Origin of the sequence: Rhodococcus sp. GXMU-t2271, from assembly GCF_041414735.1 — a bacterium.
Lineage (GTDB): Bacteria > Actinomycetota > Actinomycetes > Mycobacteriales > Mycobacteriaceae > Rhodococcus > Rhodococcus indonesiensis.
The window spans coordinates 64,633-82,339 of the sequence record NZ_JAUIZP010000024.1; the positions used below are offsets into that span (position 1 = coordinate 64,633).

The 17,707-nt window shown below is 70.8% G+C and carries 14 protein-coding genes; 10 read left to right on the forward strand and 4 right to left on the reverse strand.

Going from position 1 to position 17,707, the window contains the following annotated elements:
• Positions 1 to 6: 6 nt before the first annotated feature.
• Complete coding sequence (locus QYS60_RS09125; protein ID WP_152975314.1) at positions 7 to 234, reverse strand: hypothetical protein; 228 nt, start codon at positions 232 to 234, stop codon at positions 7 to 9.
• A 502-nt stretch (positions 235 to 736) separates the two neighbouring features.
• Between QYS60_RS09125 and QYS60_RS09130 the strand changes: the two genes are divergently transcribed.
• Positions 737 to 1,333 carry a hypothetical protein gene (locus QYS60_RS09130; protein WP_371382980.1) on the forward strand — a complete coding sequence of 199 codons (597 nt, stop codon included), beginning with the start codon at positions 737 to 739 and terminating at the stop codon, positions 1,331 to 1,333.
• Between the two features lie 157 nt (positions 1,334 to 1,490).
• Here the strand turns inward: QYS60_RS09130 and QYS60_RS09135 are convergent, their stop codons facing one another.
• Positions 1,491 to 2,696, reverse strand: coding sequence for a cytochrome P450 (locus tag QYS60_RS09135; protein ID WP_371382969.1), 1,206 nt, complete (start codon positions 2,694 to 2,696; stop codon positions 1,491 to 1,493).
• Between the two features lie 240 nt (positions 2,697 to 2,936).
• On the opposite strand from QYS60_RS09135, the gene QYS60_RS09140 reads away from it, so the two are divergent.
• The 3 genes from QYS60_RS09140 (at position 2,937) to QYS60_RS09150 (ending at position 7,789) form a co-directional block, all read left to right on the forward strand.
• The gene (locus tag QYS60_RS09140; RefSeq protein WP_371382970.1) at positions 2,937 to 5,657 is read left to right on the forward strand and encodes a LuxR C-terminal-related transcriptional regulator; all 2,721 of its coding nucleotides are present in this window, start codon (positions 2,937 to 2,939) and stop codon (positions 5,655 to 5,657) included.
• A gap of 105 nt (positions 5,658 to 5,762) precedes the next feature.
• Positions 5,763 to 6,356 (forward strand): maleylpyruvate isomerase family mycothiol-dependent enzyme, encoded by a 594-nt coding sequence (locus tag QYS60_RS09145; protein ID WP_289380680.1) that lies wholly within the window; start codon positions 5,763 to 5,765, stop codon positions 6,354 to 6,356.
• Positions 6,357 to 6,556: 200 nt separating this feature from the next.
• A complete protein-coding gene (locus QYS60_RS09150; protein ID WP_289380679.1) occupies positions 6,557 to 7,789 on the forward strand; it encodes a MalY/PatB family protein in 1,233 nt (410 codons plus the stop codon).
• Here the strand turns inward: QYS60_RS09150 and QYS60_RS09155 are convergent.
• Complete coding sequence (locus tag QYS60_RS09155; protein WP_371382971.1) at positions 7,760 to 9,913, reverse strand: NAD(+) synthase; 2,154 nt, start codon at positions 9,911 to 9,913, stop codon at positions 7,760 to 7,762. The two genes, QYS60_RS09150 and QYS60_RS09155, sit on opposite strands and share 30 nt — an antisense overlap.
• A gap of 191 nt (positions 9,914 to 10,104) precedes the next feature.
• Between QYS60_RS09155 and QYS60_RS09160 the strand changes: the two genes are divergently transcribed.
• Positions 10,105 to 10,809, forward strand: coding sequence for a GAF and ANTAR domain-containing protein (locus tag QYS60_RS09160; protein ID WP_289380677.1), 705 nt, complete (start codon positions 10,105 to 10,107; stop codon positions 10,807 to 10,809).
• Between the two features lie 5 nt (positions 10,810 to 10,814).
• Here QYS60_RS09160 and QYS60_RS09165 read toward each other — a convergent pair whose 3' ends face one another.
• Positions 10,815 to 11,561 carry a Mut7-C RNAse domain-containing protein gene (locus tag QYS60_RS09165; protein WP_289380676.1) on the reverse strand — a complete coding sequence of 249 codons (747 nt, stop codon included), beginning with the start codon at positions 11,559 to 11,561 and terminating at the stop codon, positions 10,815 to 10,817.
• Between the two features lie 298 nt (positions 11,562 to 11,859).
• On the opposite strand from QYS60_RS09165, the gene QYS60_RS09170 reads away from it, so the two are divergent.
• From QYS60_RS09170 to QYS60_RS09190, 5 genes are all read left to right on the forward strand, one after another.
• Positions 11,860 to 13,176, forward strand: coding sequence for a nitroreductase/quinone reductase family protein (locus QYS60_RS09170; RefSeq protein ID WP_371382972.1), 1,317 nt, complete (start codon positions 11,860 to 11,862; stop codon positions 13,174 to 13,176).
• 195 nt (positions 13,177 to 13,371) lie between these two features.
• A complete protein-coding gene (ahpC, locus tag QYS60_RS09175; RefSeq protein WP_003936729.1) occupies positions 13,372 to 13,935 on the forward strand; it encodes an alkyl hydroperoxide reductase subunit C in 564 nt (187 codons plus the stop codon).
• A gap of 133 nt (positions 13,936 to 14,068) precedes the next feature.
• On the forward strand, positions 14,069 to 15,661 hold the full coding sequence (gene ahpF, locus QYS60_RS09180; protein WP_289380698.1) for an alkyl hydroperoxide reductase subunit F: 1,593 nt from the start codon (positions 14,069 to 14,071) through the stop codon (positions 15,659 to 15,661).
• Between the two features lie 10 nt (positions 15,662 to 15,671).
• Entirely contained in the window at positions 15,672 to 16,589 is a 918-nt protein-coding gene (locus tag QYS60_RS09185; RefSeq protein WP_003936731.1) for a LysR substrate-binding domain-containing protein, read from the forward strand.
• 58 nt (positions 16,590 to 16,647) lie between these two features.
• Positions 16,648 to 17,691 carry a nucleoside hydrolase gene (locus QYS60_RS09190; RefSeq protein ID WP_371382973.1) on the forward strand — a complete coding sequence of 348 codons (1,044 nt, stop codon included), beginning with the start codon at positions 16,648 to 16,650 and terminating at the stop codon, positions 17,689 to 17,691.
• The last annotated feature ends 16 nt before the right edge of the window (positions 17,692 to 17,707 follow it).

Here is a 17,707-nt window from a genome sequence, read left to right on the forward strand (position 1 = left end):
CCGGGGTCAGACGAGGCAGACCACGAACAGGGGCACTCCGACGACCGGAACGAAGATCAACGGAACACAGACGACACCGAGCGGACCCAGCACCGCCGGCTGCACGAACTCGGCGACGGGGGCGGGTGCGGTGGGCACGGCCGGTGCCGCGGTCGCGGCTCCGGTACCGAGGGCGATCATGGGGGCCATGGCGGTCGCTGCTACAGCCGCACGAAACGTATTCCTGCTCATCATGTTTCTCCTTACGTCTCATGCCGCGACCGGTGTGCGCCGACGGCACGGAGATGGATCGGCTGTGTATCAGAATTGCCGACGAACTCGGCGGCGGCGACGGGGAAAACCCTGCATCCCGGCGACATGTCGCCGCGTCCCGACGTCTCGGTGCCGGACCCCCGCTCCGCTCGATGCCACCTCGTTCGAGCCCCCTGCACACCTCCCCAGCGACGCCGAGCTCGGTGAGCGTCGTCCGGTACAGCTCCCGCGCCTCGTCGCCCGACGCGGTCTCACTCCGGCTTCACGGCCCCTGTCCTGCTCCGGGAGCGGATCGAACAGCGGTGTCCTTCACGGTTCCTTCTCTACTGAGGCGTTGCGGGGCTTCCGATGGAGTTCGTGATTGCCGACCTGGGACGCGGGGTAATCAGGGGTATATGCCCGCGCGCACCGACGCGTCCTACGCCCACATGCTCCGACGTCCGAGGCAGTGCGCGGCGACGACACACAGCAAGTGGGTTCGATCATGAAAATCGCGAAAACCAGAACCAGAGTCGAGGTTGCCGCTGCGGTCGGCGCCGGATACCTGCTGGGACGCACGCGCCAGTTGAAGTTGGCTGTGAAGATCGCCCGAGCGGGCGGGCGGTCCCCCAGTGGGCCTCAGGATCTGCTCGCAGAAGGAGCCGAGTTCCTCGCCTCGTCACCGGAGATCACGAAACTCGGCGACTCGGTTCGGGACGAGCTACTCGACACGGCGGCCGCCACGGTCGAGCCCACCGGCGAGCACGTCGGTTCGCTCCGCGACCGCCTCCGGTCGCGCGGTGCGAACGTCGTCGCCGGCGGCGGGCACCTGGCCGCGGGGGTGAAGAGGATCGGCCGTCGTGGGCATCCTCACCCGCAGCACACCGCGGACTCCACTGTCGGCGAGGAACCGGAGGACGGAAAAGACGAGGACGAGGAAACGCCGCACCACACGAACAAGAGCGAGGACGAGAAACGACCACAGCCGTCCAGGGGCCGGGCACGTTTGCGGCGGATCACGCCCACGCGCTGGACGATGCGTAACCAGCCACCGCCGGCCGAAACCACGCCGAAGGTGGTCGGGACCGAGGGGAACAGGTGACATCCGAACTGTGGTGCCGTCAGGTACTGCCGGGCGCAAGGCCGGCCGCCCCACCTCGTAACGACGCGCCGACAGCGGCGAGCGCGGGCCGCTTGACGCCGGAACCTGGGTGCAGGCGGGCGGGCACCTGGCGCGGCGGACCGGATCCGGGCCGGTCTCACACGCGTGCCGGCAGGGAGCCGAGGCCGCTGACGAACGCCGACAACAGCAGTTCGGGCTCGCCGACCGCGCGGATCCCTGGGTGGGCGGAGAGCAGTTCCTCGAGCATCACCCGCAACTCGGTGCGGGCGAGATGGGCACCGAGGCAGTGGTGGATGTCCTTGGCGCCGAACCCGAGATGTCTGCCGGCGTTCGGGCGGGTGATGTCGAACCGGTCCGGGTCCGTGAATACGGTGGAATCGTGGTTGGCGGACAGGTACCACATCACCACCTTCTCCCCCGCCCGGATGCGGGCGCCGCCGAGTTCGGTGTCGACGGTGGCGGTGCGGCGCATGTACGGCACCGGGCAGGCGTACCGGATCACCTCGTCGATCGCGCCGTCGATGCGGGCGGCGAAATCGGTGCGTAGCAGCCGCAGCTGGTCGGGGTGCGTGCTGAGCAGGTGCAGCGCCCAGGCCAGCGCTTGCCGGGTGGTGTCGAAACCGGCGGTGAGCAGCAAGATGACGAACGAGCCGAACTCGGACGGGGTCAGGGACTGTCCGTCGACGACGGTGGTCATCAACGTCGAGGTCAGGTCCTTACCCGGCTCGGTCCTGCGCCTCTCCCCCAGATCCAGGGCGTATCCGTAGATCTGGGCCAGTCCCAGTGCACCCCCGGGGGCGGTCGCGAAGTCCTCCCCGCCCCCGAGGATCACCTCGCCCGCCAGGTCGACGATCCGCGGCCGATCCGGCTCGGGGATGCCGAGCAACTCGCAGATCACCTGCACCGGCAACCGGCCGGCGACCCGGTCGACGAAGTCGAACACCTCCCCCCGCGGCAGATCGGCGGCGATCCGGCGGGCATGCCCGCGGATACGGTCGGTGATCGAGCGGACCGAGGCCGCGGTGAACGCCGATTGCACGATCGAGCGCAGGCTCCGGTGACGGGGATCGTCCATCGCGATCATCGACATCGCGAACTCGCGGATCTCGGCTGGGACGTCGTCGATGGTGAAACCCTGTGCCGAGGAGAACAGCTCCGGGTTACGGCTCACCGCGACCACGTCGTCGTAGCCGACCACCGACCAGAAACCCGGACCCGTGACTTCGGCGTGGAACTCGATCGCCGGCCGGGAACGCAGCGCCTCGAACAACGACAACCGCCCGGCGAAACTCCGGTCCCAGAAGGCACGAGTTCCCGGCGACATCATCTCGGACACCGACATGGGCCCCTCACTTCATGTCACAGCGCTCCCCGTTACCGCAGTGACCCTACTGTGCGTCTACCCCTCAGCCGGGCATCACACCCGGTATCAGGGCCTACGTATCAGGGCACGCGAACGAGCGCGCGGCAGACCTCCCCGCCCCGTACCGACGGGTCTCGTTTCGGTGGAGCCGGGCGTCCGGTGCTTCCATTTCGGTTGAGAAGAGGGGTTTCGGCCTCAGCCCGGCGCTACGGTGAATCTGTGCTGCTCGGGCGGGGACCGGAATGCGCACGCATCGATCGGCTGCTTGCCGCCATCCGGCAGGGAGCGGGTGGTGCGCTGGTCCTGAGCGGCGAAGCGGGCATCGGCAAGACCGCTCTCCTCGACTACGCCCGCGATCATTCCGGCGGACTCCGGGTGCCGGCGGTCTCGGGCGCGGAGGCCGAAACGTCCTTCCCCCTCGCGGCACTCGAACGGCTGCTGACGGTGATGCCGGCCCACGCGGTGCCGGCACCCCGGGCGCTGCGCGGCTCCGCCGAGCGTGAGATCCCCGACCCGGAGGACCGCTTCGCGGTGGGCGCCGCGTTCTTGCGGACGCTGACGGCAGCCGCCTGCAGCACGCCGCTGCTGGTGCTCGTCGACGATGCGCAGTGGCTGGACCGGCCGACTCTGGACGCCGTCGTCTTCGTCGCTCGGCGGCTGCGCACCGAGCGGATCGGGATACTGGTCGCCACCCGCGAACCGCGGGGTCCGGCCGGCCTCGAGACGTCGGTGGTGCGAGGCCTCGACGACGTCACGGCCGGGCAGCTGCTGGCCGCGGTCCTGGGGCGGCGGCTCCCGGACGACGTGGTGTCGGCGGCGGCCGCGCAGGTGGGAGGCAACCCGTCGGCACTCGTGGAACTGGCCGGCACCCTTTCGGCCGACGAACTCGCCGGAACCCGGCCACTGCGCCTCCCGGTCCGCGCCGGAACCGCCGCGACCGGCATCTTCGGCACCCGCATCGCCGCGCTGGACGGTGCGACGCGCCGCGCCCTCGAGGTCGCGGCCGTAGCCGCCGACGACGGGTTGCCGGTGGTGTCCGCCGTCCTGGCCGACCTGGGGATCGACCGTCGTGCCCTGGCGGCACTCGAGGACGCCGGGCTGGCCTCGTTCGGGGGCGGCCGGTTGTCCTTTCCCCATCCGCTGATCCGGAGCGCCGCGGTCTGCGATCTGTCCCCGACACGACGGCGAGCGCTGCACCGCGCGGTGGCCGACCGGCTCACCGATCCGGCTCGGCAGGATCGTCGTGCGTGGCACCTGACCGAGGCCACCCTCGCCCCGGACGAGGACACCGCCCGGGAACTCGAACAGTCCGCGCGGCTGACGTCGGAACGCCGCGGATGCGCAGCCGTCGCGGTCGTCATGGAACAGGCCGCCGCGTTCTCCGCCGACGAGCCGGGCACGGCCCGGCGCCTGTGCGCCGCAGCCGACGCGGCGCGGCGCGCGGGTCGCAGCACGACGGCGCTGCGACTGCTGGACCGATCCGAGGATCACACCACCGATCCGGAGCTGCGTGCCGTGGGCGCGAGCATCCGTGGACGGGTCGAACTGCACACGGGCGCAGCGTGTGTCGCACGCCGACTGTGGGAGACGAGTGCCGCCGACCTCGGGCCGGCGCGCGGTGCGTACCTGCTGGCCCTGGCGGCGGAGGGAGCGCTCGTCTGCGGCGAGCCGGAAGGGGCGCTGCGGCTCGCCCGCCGGGCGATCCGAGCCGCGCCACCCCGGGACACGGACACGGCACTGCTCGGCACGTTCGTGATCGGCAGCGCGCTGTCGATGTCCGGCAACACCTCCGACGGGGTGCGCTGGTTGCAGGATGCCGAGGCGCTGGCGCGGTCGGGTGCCGACGCCGACGTCGAATGGGTTCTGCTGACGGAGCTGGGCGCCGTGGCCTGGCACGGGGAGGACGGCGACCCGCGGCGGGTGCTCGAGCCGCTGGTGCACCGGCTCCGAGCCGAAGGCGCCTGGGGTCAGTTGCCCCTGGCTCTGTACGTCACGGCGCTGACCGACAGTCGCCTCGGACGTCTGCACTCCGGTCGTCGCGCGGCCACCGAGGCCGTCGAACTGGCCGCCCGAACGGGTGAGCTGCTCGTGCAGTGCGCGGCCCTCGGATGCCTTGCGGAACTCGAGGCGCAGCTCGGTGACGAACAGGCCTGCCGGACGCACGCCGCCCAGTCGTTGCGGATCCGCGAGCGGATCGGCCCGGGCGAGATGCACCGCGACGCCCTGGATGCGCTCGGGCTGCTGGAACTGAGCCTGAATCGGCCCGACCGCGCCCTCTCCCTTCTGCAGGAGGCGAACCGTCGGCCCTCCGGCGGCGCGGACGACCTCCTTCTCACCCGGGCGTCGTCCGCCGACCTGATCGAAGCGTACGTCCGGACAGGGCGAGAGGTCCCGGACGCGGTCCGCGAACAGCTGCGGCTGCTCCCGGACCTCGGGCTGCCCGACGCGCTCGGGGCTCTCGTCTGCCGGGCGCGGGCCCTGATCGGCGACGACGCGGAATGCAATGCGTGGTTCACCCGGGCCCTGCACCTGCACGCACGCTCGCCCTCCCCGTTCGACACCGCCCGGACCGCCCTGTGCTTCGGCGAGCGGTTGCGCCGCGCCGGGCGTCGGCGCGACGCACGCGAACACCTGGAGGCGGCATTCGTCGCGTTCCGGCACATCGGGGCCCGTACGTGGGCGGCGCAGGCCGCGACGGAACTCGGCGCCGTCGGCCGGCCGGTCGACGGGTCCGCACCCGCTGCCGGGCACCGGCTCACCCCGCAGGAACTGCAGGTGGCCCGGCTCGCCGCGCACGGCGGCACCAACCGGGAGATCGCCGAGGAGCTCTTCCTCAGCGTCAAGACCATCGAAATGCATCTGGGACGGCTGTACCGAAAACTCGGTGTCCGCTCCCGCACCCAGCTGGCGAACTACCTGCACGACAACGTCCTCGCCTGAACACGCCCCCGTTCCCCCGATGAGTTCGTCCGGCCCGCGGAGTCTCAACTCTCGCAGCACGAATTCGACGATCACCTTGCCCCACCGACTGAAAGGGAACCGACTGTGAACCTGCAATCCGGGGTAGCGCCGACGTACGGCGGCTTGGCCGACCTGCTCGCCTCCGTCCCCGCGGAGACCTGGGACGCGCCCTCGCTCTGCGCGAAGTGGCAGGTTCGCCACGTGGTCGCCCACGTGACCATGCCGGCGCGGCTCACACCCGGGCAGTTCGGAGCCGAGATGGCGGCGGCGGGCGGCGACTTCACCGTGCTGTCGGACACCGTGGCCGCCCGCGACGCCGTCCTGCCGGTCTCCGAGCACTTGGCCCAACTCCGGTCACCGCTGCTGCACTCGTGGCAGCCGCCGGGCGGCGGGGCGGCCGGTGCACTCAGCCACGCAGTGATCCACTCCCTCGACGTCACGGTCGCGCTCGATCGGCCGACGGTGGCGCCGGCCGAGGCCGTGGTAGCCGTCCTCGACCAGCTCACCGCCGCGAACGGCGCGCTGTTCGGTGTCGACCTGACCGAGGTCCGGCTCGAAGCCGACGACACCGACTGGGACTGGGGCAGCGGCGAGGTGGTGCGGGCCGACAGCGGACGCCTGGTGGCGCTGCTGAGCGGCCGAACCCTGCCCGACGGCCGCACCTTACGTCGTGGCTGAACGACCGGCCGACGCGACAGTACCCTCGCCACCGCCTGGTGTGACGGAGCAACGGCACCGGATCGGATGCCGGGTTCGACCCCGTCCGGTCCGCGGGGCGGGCACACTCACTGCATGGACCGTTCGGCCACCCGACGACGAACGACGCCGACCGGATGGGGATCGCCGCATCGCAGGCGTCTTCGGCCCGGGGCTCACCGATGACCGGAGCGTCACCCACGCCGGAGGGCCGTCATCCCGGATTCGACGACCTCGATATCGGCGATCTCGCTCGCCGGACCGGCGTCAAGTGGGCACGCGCCGTCCGTGCCGGCGCCCTCCCGGCCTGGGTGGCCGACATGGACTTCCCGATCGCCCCCGTGATCGGGGACGCGCTGTGCGACGCGGCCCGGTCGGGCGAACTCGGCTACCCCGACTGGGCCGGCGGCACCCCGCTCCGCGCGGAGTTCGCCCGGCGGATGCAGTCCCGGTACGGATGGACCGTCGACCCCGCCGACGTACGGGAGCAGACCGATCTCATCCAGGCACTGCAGTTGATCCTGCACCTGCACACCGAGCGTGGCGACGGCGTCGTCATCCAGACCCCGAACTACCCGCCCTTCCTGGCCACGATCGCGGCAATGGGCCGCAGGACCGTCGAATTCCCGTTCGTCGACACCCACGAGGGGTGGCGGCTCGACTTCGACACGCTCAGGCCCTCGCTCGTCGCCGAGCGCCCGAAAGTGCTCGTCCTGGTGGACCCGCACAACCCGACCGGACGCGTCCACACCCGTCCCGAACTCACCCGCATCGCCGAACTTGCCGCCGAGTTCGACCTGCTCGTGGTCAGCGACGAGATCCATGCGGAGCTGATCTACGCGCCCCACCGGCATGTCCCGTTCGCGTCGATCGGTCCGGACGCGGCGGCTCGAACGATCACCCTCACCTCGGCCGGCAAGGCATTCAACATCGCCGGACTGCGCTGTGCCGTCGCGCACTACGGGCCGAAGCAACTGCTCGCCGTGCGGGACCGAGAACCGCCCGACCTGTACGGCACCGTCTCGACCCCTGCGGTGCTCGGCACCCTGGCCGCATGGCGACACTGCCAGGACTGGCAGGACACCCTGCTCCGGGTGCTCGACCGCAACCGCCGGCGGGTCGACGCCGCGCTGCGCGAGCACCTGCCGGACGCCCGCCACCATCGGCCGGAGGGCACCTACCTCACCTGGGTCGATGTCTCGGCTGCGGCCGTCGACGATCCGGTCCGCCGGATCCGGGACCTCGGCCGGGTGCTGGTCGACGGCGGCAAACCCTTCGGACCTTCGGCAGAAGCGTTCGTGCGCATCAACTTCGCCACGTCGGCGGCCGTCCTCGAGCACATCCTCGACGGCATCTCGGCAGCGATGCACGGGCGGCGAGTCGACTCACCGCTGACCGGCCTCCTCGGCACCTGAGCAGTCGTGCGGCACCTCCCGTTCGAGTTCGTCGAGCCAGATGCGCGCGGACGCGTCCGAGGGCGCGCGCCAGTCCCCGCGCGGTGAGAGCGAGCCACCGGCAGCAACTTTCGGCCCGTTCGGCATCGCGGACCGTTTGAACTGACTAAAGGCGAAGAACCGCTGGACGAACACGCCGAGCCACCGCCGGATCTCGGGCAGGTCGTACGCGCGGCGGGCATGCGCGGGATGGCCGGACGGCCAGTCCCCGGCACCGGCCTCGTGCCAGGCCTGCCACGCCAGATAGGCGATCTTCGACGGCCGGAACCCGAAACGCAGCACCTGGAACAGGAAGAAGTCGTGCAGGTCGTACGGACCGATCGTGGCCTGGGTGCTCTGCGGTGTCTCCCCCTCCCCGACCGGGACCAGTTCGGGACTGATCTCGGTGCCCAGGACGGCCTCGAGAACGGCGCCGACCGCATTGCCGGCCGGCTCGCCGTCGTCGAACTGTCCGGAGGAGACGACCCAGCGGATCAGATGCTGGACGAGGGTCTTCGGCACCCCGGCGTTGACGTTGTAGTGCGACATCTGGTCCCCGACGCCGTACGTCGACCAGCCCAGTGCGATCTCCGACAGGTCCCCCGTCCCGAGCACCAGTCCACCGCGCTGGTTCGCGGCCCGGAACAGATAGTCGGTGCGCAGCCCGGCCTGGATGTTCTCGAACGTGATGTCGTAGACCTGCTCCCCGCGCGCGAACGGGTGCCCCAGGTCCTCGAGCATCACGTGTGCGGCACGGGTGATGTCGATTTCCTCGAGCGTCACCCCGAGCGCGTGGCACAGCCTGCGCGCGTTCTCCCGGGTCCGGTCGCTCGTCGCGAATCCCGGGAGGGTGAAGGCGAGCACATCCTCGCGCGGACGGCCGAGCCGGTCCATCGCCTTGACAGCGACGATGAGCGCGTGCGTGGAATCGAGTCCGCCGGACAAACCGATCACGACCTTCGGGCCGCCGGGCTTCGGACCACTCAACGCGCGCAGGCGCTGCTCGAGCCCCGCGACCTGGATGTTGTAGGCCTCGTAGCAGTCGTGCTCGAGGCGAGCCGGATCGGACGGCACGAAGGGGTAGCGCTCGACCCGGCGTCGCAGCCCGATGTCGGTGAGTGGGGGCGCGAGGGTGAACGCGATGCGGCGGAACGCGTCGAGCCGGTCCGCGTGGCGACGCCGGTTGTCGTCGAAGGTGCCCATGCGGGTGCGCTCGTTGCGCAGCAGCTCGAGATCGACGTCGGCCACCGCGTGCTGTTCGGCGCGCGGGAACCGCTCGGTCTCGGCGAGCAGCATTCCGTTCTCGTACACCATTGCCTGCCCGTCCCAGGACAGGTCGGTGGTGGACTCCCCCGCTCCCGCCGCGCAGTACACGTAGGCGGCCAGGCAGCGCGACGACGCCGAACGAGCCAGCAGATGCCGGTCCTCGGCGCGGCCGACGGTGATCGGGCTGCCCGACAGGTTCGCCAGCACCGTGGCGCCGGCCAGGGCGGCCTCCGCGCCGGGTGGGATCGGAACCCACATGTCCTCGCAGATCTCCACGTGCAGCACCAGACCGGGAACATCGGTGGCCTCGAACAGCAGGTCGGGACCGAACGGGACCTCGTGACCGGCGATCCGGACCGTGCCGCGCACGTCGTCGCCAGGCGCGATCTGCCGGCGCTCGTAGAACTCCCGATACGTCGGCAGATACGACTTGGGGGCGACCCCCAGGATTCGCCCGCGGTGCACGACCGCCGCCACGTTGTAGATCCGGTGCCGGTGCCGCAACGGCAGGCCCACCAGCAGGACGGGCAGCAGGCCCGCCGACCCGGCGACGATCTCCGCCAGTGCCCGCTCGGCCGCCTCCAGCACCGTGTCCTGCATCGACAGGTCCTCGACCGAGTACCCGGTCAGGGTCAGCTCGGGAAACACGGCGAGCCCGACCCCGTCGTCGTGGCAGACCCGGGCGGCTCGAAGCACCGTCGCCGCGTTCGCCGCCGGGTCGACGATCGCCGTCGGCGTCGCGCAGGCCGCGACCCGCAGGAAGCCGTGGCGGTAGCTGGACCGGAACTCGGCTCCCACCTCGGTGCCGGGGACGTCCCGAGTGCCGGCTTCCTCGGTCATCGCACAGCCTCCTTCTCCGTCGCTCGCGTCCGCGGCGCCCGGATCGCGTGATCGAATCCTAGGGACCCAGGCGCTCGGCGCCACTCGGGAACGTGCAGCGGCCCGGATCCGGACTTTCGCGGCATCATTGCGGCGTTCCGGGGAACACTTGAAGTACGACGGGATACGTCCGCGCGGCCCAGGGGGTGGTGATGGCCTACCGGCACGAGGAATTCGTCGCTGCACTGTCGAAGTTCGCGCAGCGCCTGCTGACCCCGTACGAGGTCGACGCCGCCCTCGACGCAGTCGTGCGCAAGGTGACCTCCGTGCTCGAACTGACGGGGGCCGGAGTGACTCTGCACGTGGACGGCCGCCTCCGGTTCGTCACCGCCGCCGGCGAACAGATCGAGGCGATGGAACGGTGCCAGGAGCGATTCGACGCCGGACCGTGCGCCCACGCGTTCAACCACGGCGAGACCGTCGCCGTCGCCGATGTCCGCGGCCGCGACGACCTGTGGCCGGAATTCGCCGCCGAGGCACGGCGGCTCGGGATCGCCGCCGTCGCCGGCGTCCCGATGCAACTCGGCGAGGTCAAGGTCGGTGCCCTGGACCTCTACTGCCGCGAACCCCGGGAATGGGCCGACGACGAGCTCGCCGCCGCGCAGGTGTTCGCCGACATGGCCACCGGTTACATCGTCAACTCCGACAAGCTGCGCCAGCAGGAACAGCTCTCGGCGCAACTGCAGACCGCGCTCGACACCCGCGTCGTCGTCGAGCAGGCCAAGGGCATCACCGCGCAGGCCCGCGGCGTCACTCCGGCCGCGGCGTTCGAACTGATCCGCTCCTACGCGCGCCGCCATCAGGCGCCGGTGCGCGCCGTCGCCCAGGCGATCGTCGAGGTCGGTCTGCGCATCTGAGCGCGTCAGATCTCCCCACCGATCTCCCGCACGAGAGCAACCAGTTTCCGGTGGTGCGAGCCCGCCCAGTAGATCCGGCCGCACTCCGTGCAGCGGGAGAAGTCCTCGTAGAAACGGCGAGTGAGCGGCTCGAGCTGCTCGAGCACCTCCTCCTTGGGCACCGCGACGAGTCTGCCGTTGCAGCGCAGGCACCGGGTGAACGGAGCGAACCGTGCCCCGAGATCGAGTCGGCGCACGACCTCGACGATCTGCTCGAGCGGACGGTCGGCGTGCACGAACAACCCGTGGGTGATCTCCCGGCGCTCGAGCAGTCCGCGGTCGCGGGTCAGCAGGATCCGCTGATGGGCACTCCCGATCCGCGCCAGTTCCGCATCGTCCATGTCGGACGTCCAGAGCACGTCGAACCCGAGCAACCGGAGCAGGCGTGCCAGCCGGCCCAGGTTCACGTCGACCACGAAGCGGGGGTCACGCAGCGGAGCCGGGCGCAGCCGGGTGATCGGTTCGATGTCGAGCGCTTCGAACAGCGGATAAACCGCGATGCGGGCACCCGGCCGCGGGCGGTACGCGAAGTCCACCGGCTCTCCGTCGACCACGATCAGGTCGATCTCGGTGTGGGGTATGCCCATCGCCTCGACGACGTCCTTGACCGTCTGGTGGCTCCGGAACGGTCGTCGCACCGCGACGCCCCGTGACTCGGGCGCAACGAAGTCGTTCAACTCGGCGTACGCCCGGACCTCGACATGGCCGGTCATCGAACGATGGTCGCGCGGAGCGTGGATCGGCACAACCTCCCGGAGCCCGACTATCCGGCACGCGCCCCCGGCGGCAGCGTGTGCCGGCGGATGTCGATCGACATCGAGCAGGTTGAATACACTGACCGGATATCGGTTCACGGCGCTGCCGGACAGAGAACCGAAGGGTGGTCGGGATCGCCCGCCCTTCGGCGGGGTGATCGTGCGCTGCCGACCGCCCGGGCTCGCGACCGGCTCGGGGCCTGGCAGCACGCCACCGACTCGGGATCCCCGACGATCACCACAGCAGGAGCACCCGATGACCACCGGACCGCACCGGATCGCCCCCGGCGTCCACCTGCTCCGGGCCGGGCGGACTGCCGTCGCCCCCAACGTCTACCTGCTCGGGTCGGGAACGCCGTGGGTACTGGTGGACGCGGCCTGGACCGGCAGCGCCGAGGCCGTCACCGCGGCAGCAGAGTCGTTGTTCGGCCGGGGGACGACACCGGCAGCGATCGTGCTGACCCACATCCACCCGGACCACTGCGGGGCGGCCGGAGCGCTGGCCCGGACCTGGCGAGTGCCGGTGTACGTGCACCCCGCGGAGCTGCCGATGGCTGCGGGCCGCTACCTGCCGGAGTATCCGATGCCGCTGGACCGGTGGCTGGTGGCCCCACTGATGCGACTGCTGCCCCGGCGGACTCGGGCGCGGATCGAGCAGGCAGGCGACATCACCGACGTCGTGCGTCCGCTGGAGCCGGGGGGCGGGGTGCCGGGACTGCCGGACTGGCAATGGGTTCATACCCCCGGGCACACCCCTGGGCACGTGGCCTACCTGCGGCGCAGCGACGGCGTACTGATCACCGGGGACGCCGCGGCGACCGTGGACCTGAACTCGGTCACCGGGGCGCTGACCGGCCGGCAGCGGCCGGCCGGGCCACCCCGGTACACCACCTGGAACTGGCCGGCGGCCGTGCGGTCCGTCGCTGCCCTGGCGGCACTGGAGCCGCGGATACTCGCCCCCGGGCACGGGCTGCCGCTGACCACCGGGACGACCGGGGCGCTGCACCACCTGGCCCGGCAGCTCGACCGCCCCCGGGCCGGCCGGTTGCGCAGGCTCCGGACCGCCGTGGCCGCGCCCCGCTACGGCGGAGCGCGCCGGTACCGGCCCCCACCGCCGCTGTACGCGCGGCTGCAGTGGCTCGGCCACGCGCTGACCCGGCTGCGACTCAGTCCGAGGAGTGTCGTGACGCTCGAGGTCCCCGGCCGCCGCTCCGGTGTCGTGCGCCGGACCAACCTGGTGCTGCTGGACCACGACGGCGAGCAGTACCTGCTGTCGCTGGCCGGGCAGTCCCAGTGGGCCCGCAACGTGCGGGCTGCCGGCGGGCGCGCGGTGCTGGCCCGCGGTCGCCGACGCCGGGCGGTCACCCTGGTCGAGGTACCGGTCCCCGCCCGTGCCGACATCGTCCGCGCCTATCTGCTGCGGGGCGGGCGGCAGCCCGGTCACCGGAAGATCGCTCGGGAGGCGGACATGTACTTCGGCCTGACCGGTGAACCCACCCCGGCGGAGCTCGCGGCCGTGGCCCCGCCCTACCCGGTATTCCGCGTCACCGATACCGCCCCCCACCAGCCGTGATATCGGTCACTTCCTGTCGCGCACCGCATCGGCGCGCCGACGGCGGTTCCGTCGCCCAACTGGGGGTTTCTCCGGGTCGATCGGGTCCATAGATGCAGGCTATCAATGGCATGGGCTCGACCGATTGGCCTTATCTATCGAAACTCGTTAGTGTTCGAAAGGTCAGATTCCCCATCGACCGAACAGAGGTTCAACGTGGCCCTGATCAACAAGCAGATCAAGCCCTTCTCCGCGACCGCCTACCAGGAGGGTGGTTTCATCTCCGTCTCCGACGAGGACATCAAGGGCAAGTGGGCGATCTTCTTCTTCTACCCGGCCGACTTCACCTTCGTCTGCCCGACGGAGCTCGGTGACCTTGCCGACCACTACGAGGAGCTGCAGAAGCTCGGCGTCGAGGTCTTCTCGGTCTCCACCGACACTCACTTCACGCACAAGGCGTGGCACGACTCCTCCGAGACCATCGGCAAGATCAAGTACGCCATGATCGGCGACCCGACCCTGCAGATCAGCACCGACTTCGAGGTGCTGCGTGAGAACGAGGGCCTGGCCGACCGCGGCACCTTCCTCGTCGATCCCGACGGCATCGTCCAGTTCATGGAGGTCACCGCCGAGGGCATCGGCCGCAACGCCGCCGAGCTCGTCCGCAAGGTCAAGGCCGCCCAGTACGTGCGGTCGCACCCGGGCGAGGTCTGCCCGGCGAAGTGGGAAGAGGGCGCCGAGACCCTCGCCCCGTCGCTGGACCTCGTCGGCAAGATCTGACACCTCCGGATCCGACATTCCTGCGGCGCGGGGCCCGGCCCACATCGGGCCCCGCGCTCCCGGAGCGCCGAACCACCCGGCGCCGTGCCGCCTTCCGATCACCGCTTCCCACCCGTCGATGGAGTAGATACCCATGCTCGAAGCCTCGCTCGCCGGCCAACTGAAGTCCCTCCTCGAGCGGCTGACCCTGCCGATCGAGCTCGTGTCCTCCCTCGACGACGGACCCAAGTCCGCCGAACTCGCCGCCCTCCTCGACGAGATCGCGGCGATGTCGGACAAGATCACCCACGAGCGCCGCGACGACGACGCACGGCGCCCCTCCTTCGCCATCCGCCGAGTCGGCGCCGACGTCGAGGTCCGCTTCGCCGGCATCCCGCTCGGTCACGAGTTCACCTCCCTCGCACTCGCCCTCCTCCAGGTGGGCGGTTACCCGTCGAAGGAGCCGGAGGAACTGCAGCAGCAGGTCCGCGACCTGGACGGCGAACTGCACTTCGAGACCTATTTCTCGCTCTCCTGCCAGAACTGCCCGGACGTCGTGCAGGCCCTGAACCTGATGTGCGTGCTCAATCCGCGCATCAAGCACGTCGCCATCGACGGTGCCCTGTTCCAGGACGAGGTCGACGGGCGCCAGGTGATGGCCGTACCGACGGTGTACCTCAACGGTGAGCTGTTCGACTCGGGCCGCATGAGCCTCGAGCAGATCGTCGGCAAGCTCGACACCGGCGCCGCAGACCGCGCGGCCGCCGCGATCGCCGAGAAGGACCCGTTCGACGTACTCGTCGTCGGCGGCGGACCGGCCGGCGCGGCCGCCTCGATCTACGCCGCCCGCAAGGGAATTCGAACCGGTCTCGCTGCCGAGCGCTTCGGCGGCCAGGTGCTCGACACCATGGCGATCGAGAACTTCGTCTCCGTGCCCTACACCGAGGGTCCCCAGTTCGGCGCCGCGCTCGACAATCACGTCCGTCAGTACGACGTCGACGTCATGAACCTGCAGCGCGCCGCGAAGCTCGTGCCCGCGACCACCGAGGGCGGCCTCGTCGAGGTCGAACTGGACAGCGGCGCCTCCCTGCTCGCCCGTACCGTGATCCTGTCCACCGGCGCGCGGTGGCGCTCGATGAACGTGCCCGGCGAGACCGAGTACCGCAACAAGGGCGTGACCTACTGTCCGCACTGCGACGGACCGCTGTTCAAGGGCAAGCGCGTCGCCGTGATCGGCGGCGGCAACTCCGGCGTCGAGGCCGCGATCGATCTCGCCGGCGTCGTCGCGCACGTCACGCTCATCGAGTTCGACTCCGTGCTGCGCGCCGACGAGGTGCTGCAGCGCAAACTGCGCAGTCTGCCCAACGTCGACATCGTCGTCAGCGCGGCGACCACCGAAGTCCTCGGCGACGGAAACAAGGTCACCGGCCTGACCTACCTGGACCGCACCACCGAGACGTCGCACACGCTCGAGCTCGAAGGCGTCTTCGTCCAGATCGGCCTGCTGCCCAACACCGAGTGGCTCGCCGGCACGGTCGAGTTGTCGCCGCGCGGTGAGATCGTGATCGACGACCGCGGCCAGACCTCGGTGCCGGGTGTGTTCGCCGCCGGCGACTGCACGACGGTGCCGTACAAGCAGATCGTCGTCGCCGCCGGTGCCGGCGCGACGGCGGCGCTCGGCGCGTTCGACCATCTCATCCGTACCAGCGCCCCGGCCGAGGACTCGGTCGCCGCGACCGTCCGGTAGTTCGTCCGTCGTGAATCTGCGTGATCTCGAGTACCTGGCCGCAGTGGCGCACCATCGCCACTTCGGCCGGGCGGCGGAGGCCTGCTTCGTCAGCCAGCCGACGCTGTCGACCCAGATCCGCAAGCTCGAACAGGAACTCGGCGTCGAACTCGTCGAGCGGAGCCCGCGTCAGATCACCCTGACCGGCGCGGGCACGCAGATCGTGGAGCGCGCCCGGATCATTCTGAGCGAGACCGCGAACATCCGCGAGATCGCCCGGCAGTTCTCCGACCCGGAGTCGGGCACGCTCCGCATCGGCCTGTTCCCGACCCTCGCCCCGTACCTGCTCCCGCACGTCGTACCGTCGGTACGGGCGAGGTTCCCCGACCTCGAACTGCTGTTGATCGAGGAGAAGACCGAGGACCTGCTCGAGCGGCTCCGCCGCGGCGACCTCGACGTCTGTGTGCTCGCACTGCCGATCGACGACGACCACCTGCACCAGGAGTACCTGTTCTCCGAGGACTTCGTGCTCGCCGTCCCGGCCTCCCATCCTCTGGCTGCCACCCCCGAACCTGCCCCGCTGTCGGTGATCGCGGACGAGAGCCTGCTGCTGCTCGAGGACGGTCACTGCCTGCGGGACCAGGCCCTCGAGGTGTGCCGGCTGACCGGAGCCGCCGAACGCAACGGCTTCCGGGCGACGAGCCTCGAGACCCTGCGGCAGATGGTGATCGCAGGGGTGGGGGTGACCCTGCTGCCGCGCCTGGCCGTCACCACCCCGGTCGCGCAGCCCCCGGAGATCCGGCTGCTGCGGTTCGCCGATCCCGTCCCGCGTCGCCACATCGGCATGTTCTGGCGCAAGACCAGCGGCTTCCGCGACTTCCTGCCTCAGCTGGCCGAGATGTTCCGCCGCCTCCCCGAGGGCCTGGTCGACACGACGCCGCCCGCCTGAGCGGCAGTCCGCGGCACCGGCCGTTCCGGCCCGCGGGCACGTGCTGCAGGATGGGCGGGTGCCCGAACCCATCCGTCTCGTCGCCGACGTCGACACCGGTATCGACGATGCGCTCGCCCTGCTCTACCTGCTGGCGAGTCCGGAAGCGGAGATCGCCGCGGTGCTCTCCACCGCGGGAAACGTGCCCGTCCCGCAGGTGACCGCGAACAACCTGGCGTGGCTGCAGGTGTGCGGCAGGCCGGACATCGAGGTCGCCGTCGGCTCGGAGGCGCCGCTCGTCGCGCCGCTGATGACGACCGAGGACACGCACGGCCCGCTCGGCGTCGGCTACGCCGACCTGCCCTCCCCCGGTCACGGTCCGTCGGGCCGCAGTGCCGCCGAGGCGTGGGTGGAACTGACCCGCGCCCACCCCGGCGAACTCGTCGGCCTCGTCACCGGTCCGCTCACCAACCTGGCGCTGGCCGTCCGGCTCGATCCGCAACTCCCCCACCGGCTGCGCCGTCTGGTCGTGATGGGCGGGGCGTTCAACTACCCGGGCAACACCACCCCCACCTCGGAATGGAACGTCGCGGTGGATCCGGAGGCCGCGAAGGCGGTGTTCGACGCGTTCTCCGTCGTGGCGCCCGACCGCCGGCCGATCGTGTGCTCCCTCGAGACCACCGAGTCGATCGCTATGCGGCCCGAACACCTGCGACGTCTCGCCGAGACCGCGGGAAGCGTCCCGGCCGAGATCCTCTCGCCGGACGATCCGCGCGGTCTGCGCTCGCAGGAGTCCAACCCGATCGTGCGGCACCTGTCCGATGCGCTGCGCTTCTACATGGAATTCCACCGCGACCAGGGTCAGGGCTTCCTGGCACACGTCCACGATCCGTTCGCGGCGGCGGTCGCCCTCGGAACGGTGCCCTTCACCACCCGCCCGGCGACGGTCGACGTCGAACTCGACGGCCGGCTCACCCGCGGCACCACCGTCGCCGACTGGTCCGGCATGTGGGGCCGCCCGCCGAACGCCGAGATCGTCGTCGCCACGGACCCGCCGGCCTTCTTCGATCACCTCGTCGAACGGGTCGGTGCGCACGTCGCGGCCCTGTTCCGTCCAGCCTGACACGCGTGCGTGTATG

Coding starts and splice junctions, on each gene's coding strand:
- QYS60_RS09150 (WP_289380679.1), top strand. CDS start 6,557: ATGACCGGAGCGTCACCCACGCCGGAGGGCCGTCATCCCGGATTCGAC.
- QYS60_RS09170 (WP_371382972.1), top strand. CDS start 11,860: ATGACCACCGGACCGCACCGGATCGCCCCCGGCGTCCACCTGCTCCGG.
- QYS60_RS09155 (WP_371382971.1), bottom strand. CDS start 9,913: ATGACCGAGGAAGCCGGCACTCGGGACGTCCCCGGCACCGAGGTGGGA.
- QYS60_RS09130 (WP_371382980.1), top strand. CDS start 737: ATGAAAATCGCGAAAACCAGAACCAGAGTCGAGGTTGCCGCTGCGGTC.
- QYS60_RS09165 (WP_289380676.1), bottom strand. CDS start 11,561: ATGACCGGCCATGTCGAGGTCCGGGCGTACGCCGAGTTGAACGACTTC.
- ahpF (WP_289380698.1), top strand. CDS start 14,069: ATGCTCGAAGCCTCGCTCGCCGGCCAACTGAAGTCCCTCCTCGAGCGG.
- QYS60_RS09135 (WP_371382969.1), bottom strand. CDS start 2,696: ATGTCGGTGTCCGAGATGATGTCGCCGGGAACTCGTGCCTTCTGGGAC.
- QYS60_RS09125 (WP_152975314.1), bottom strand. CDS start 234: ATGATGAGCAGGAATACGTTTCGTGCGGCTGTAGCAGCGACCGCCATG.
- QYS60_RS09160 (WP_289380677.1), top strand. CDS start 10,105: ATGGCCTACCGGCACGAGGAATTCGTCGCTGCACTGTCGAAGTTCGCG.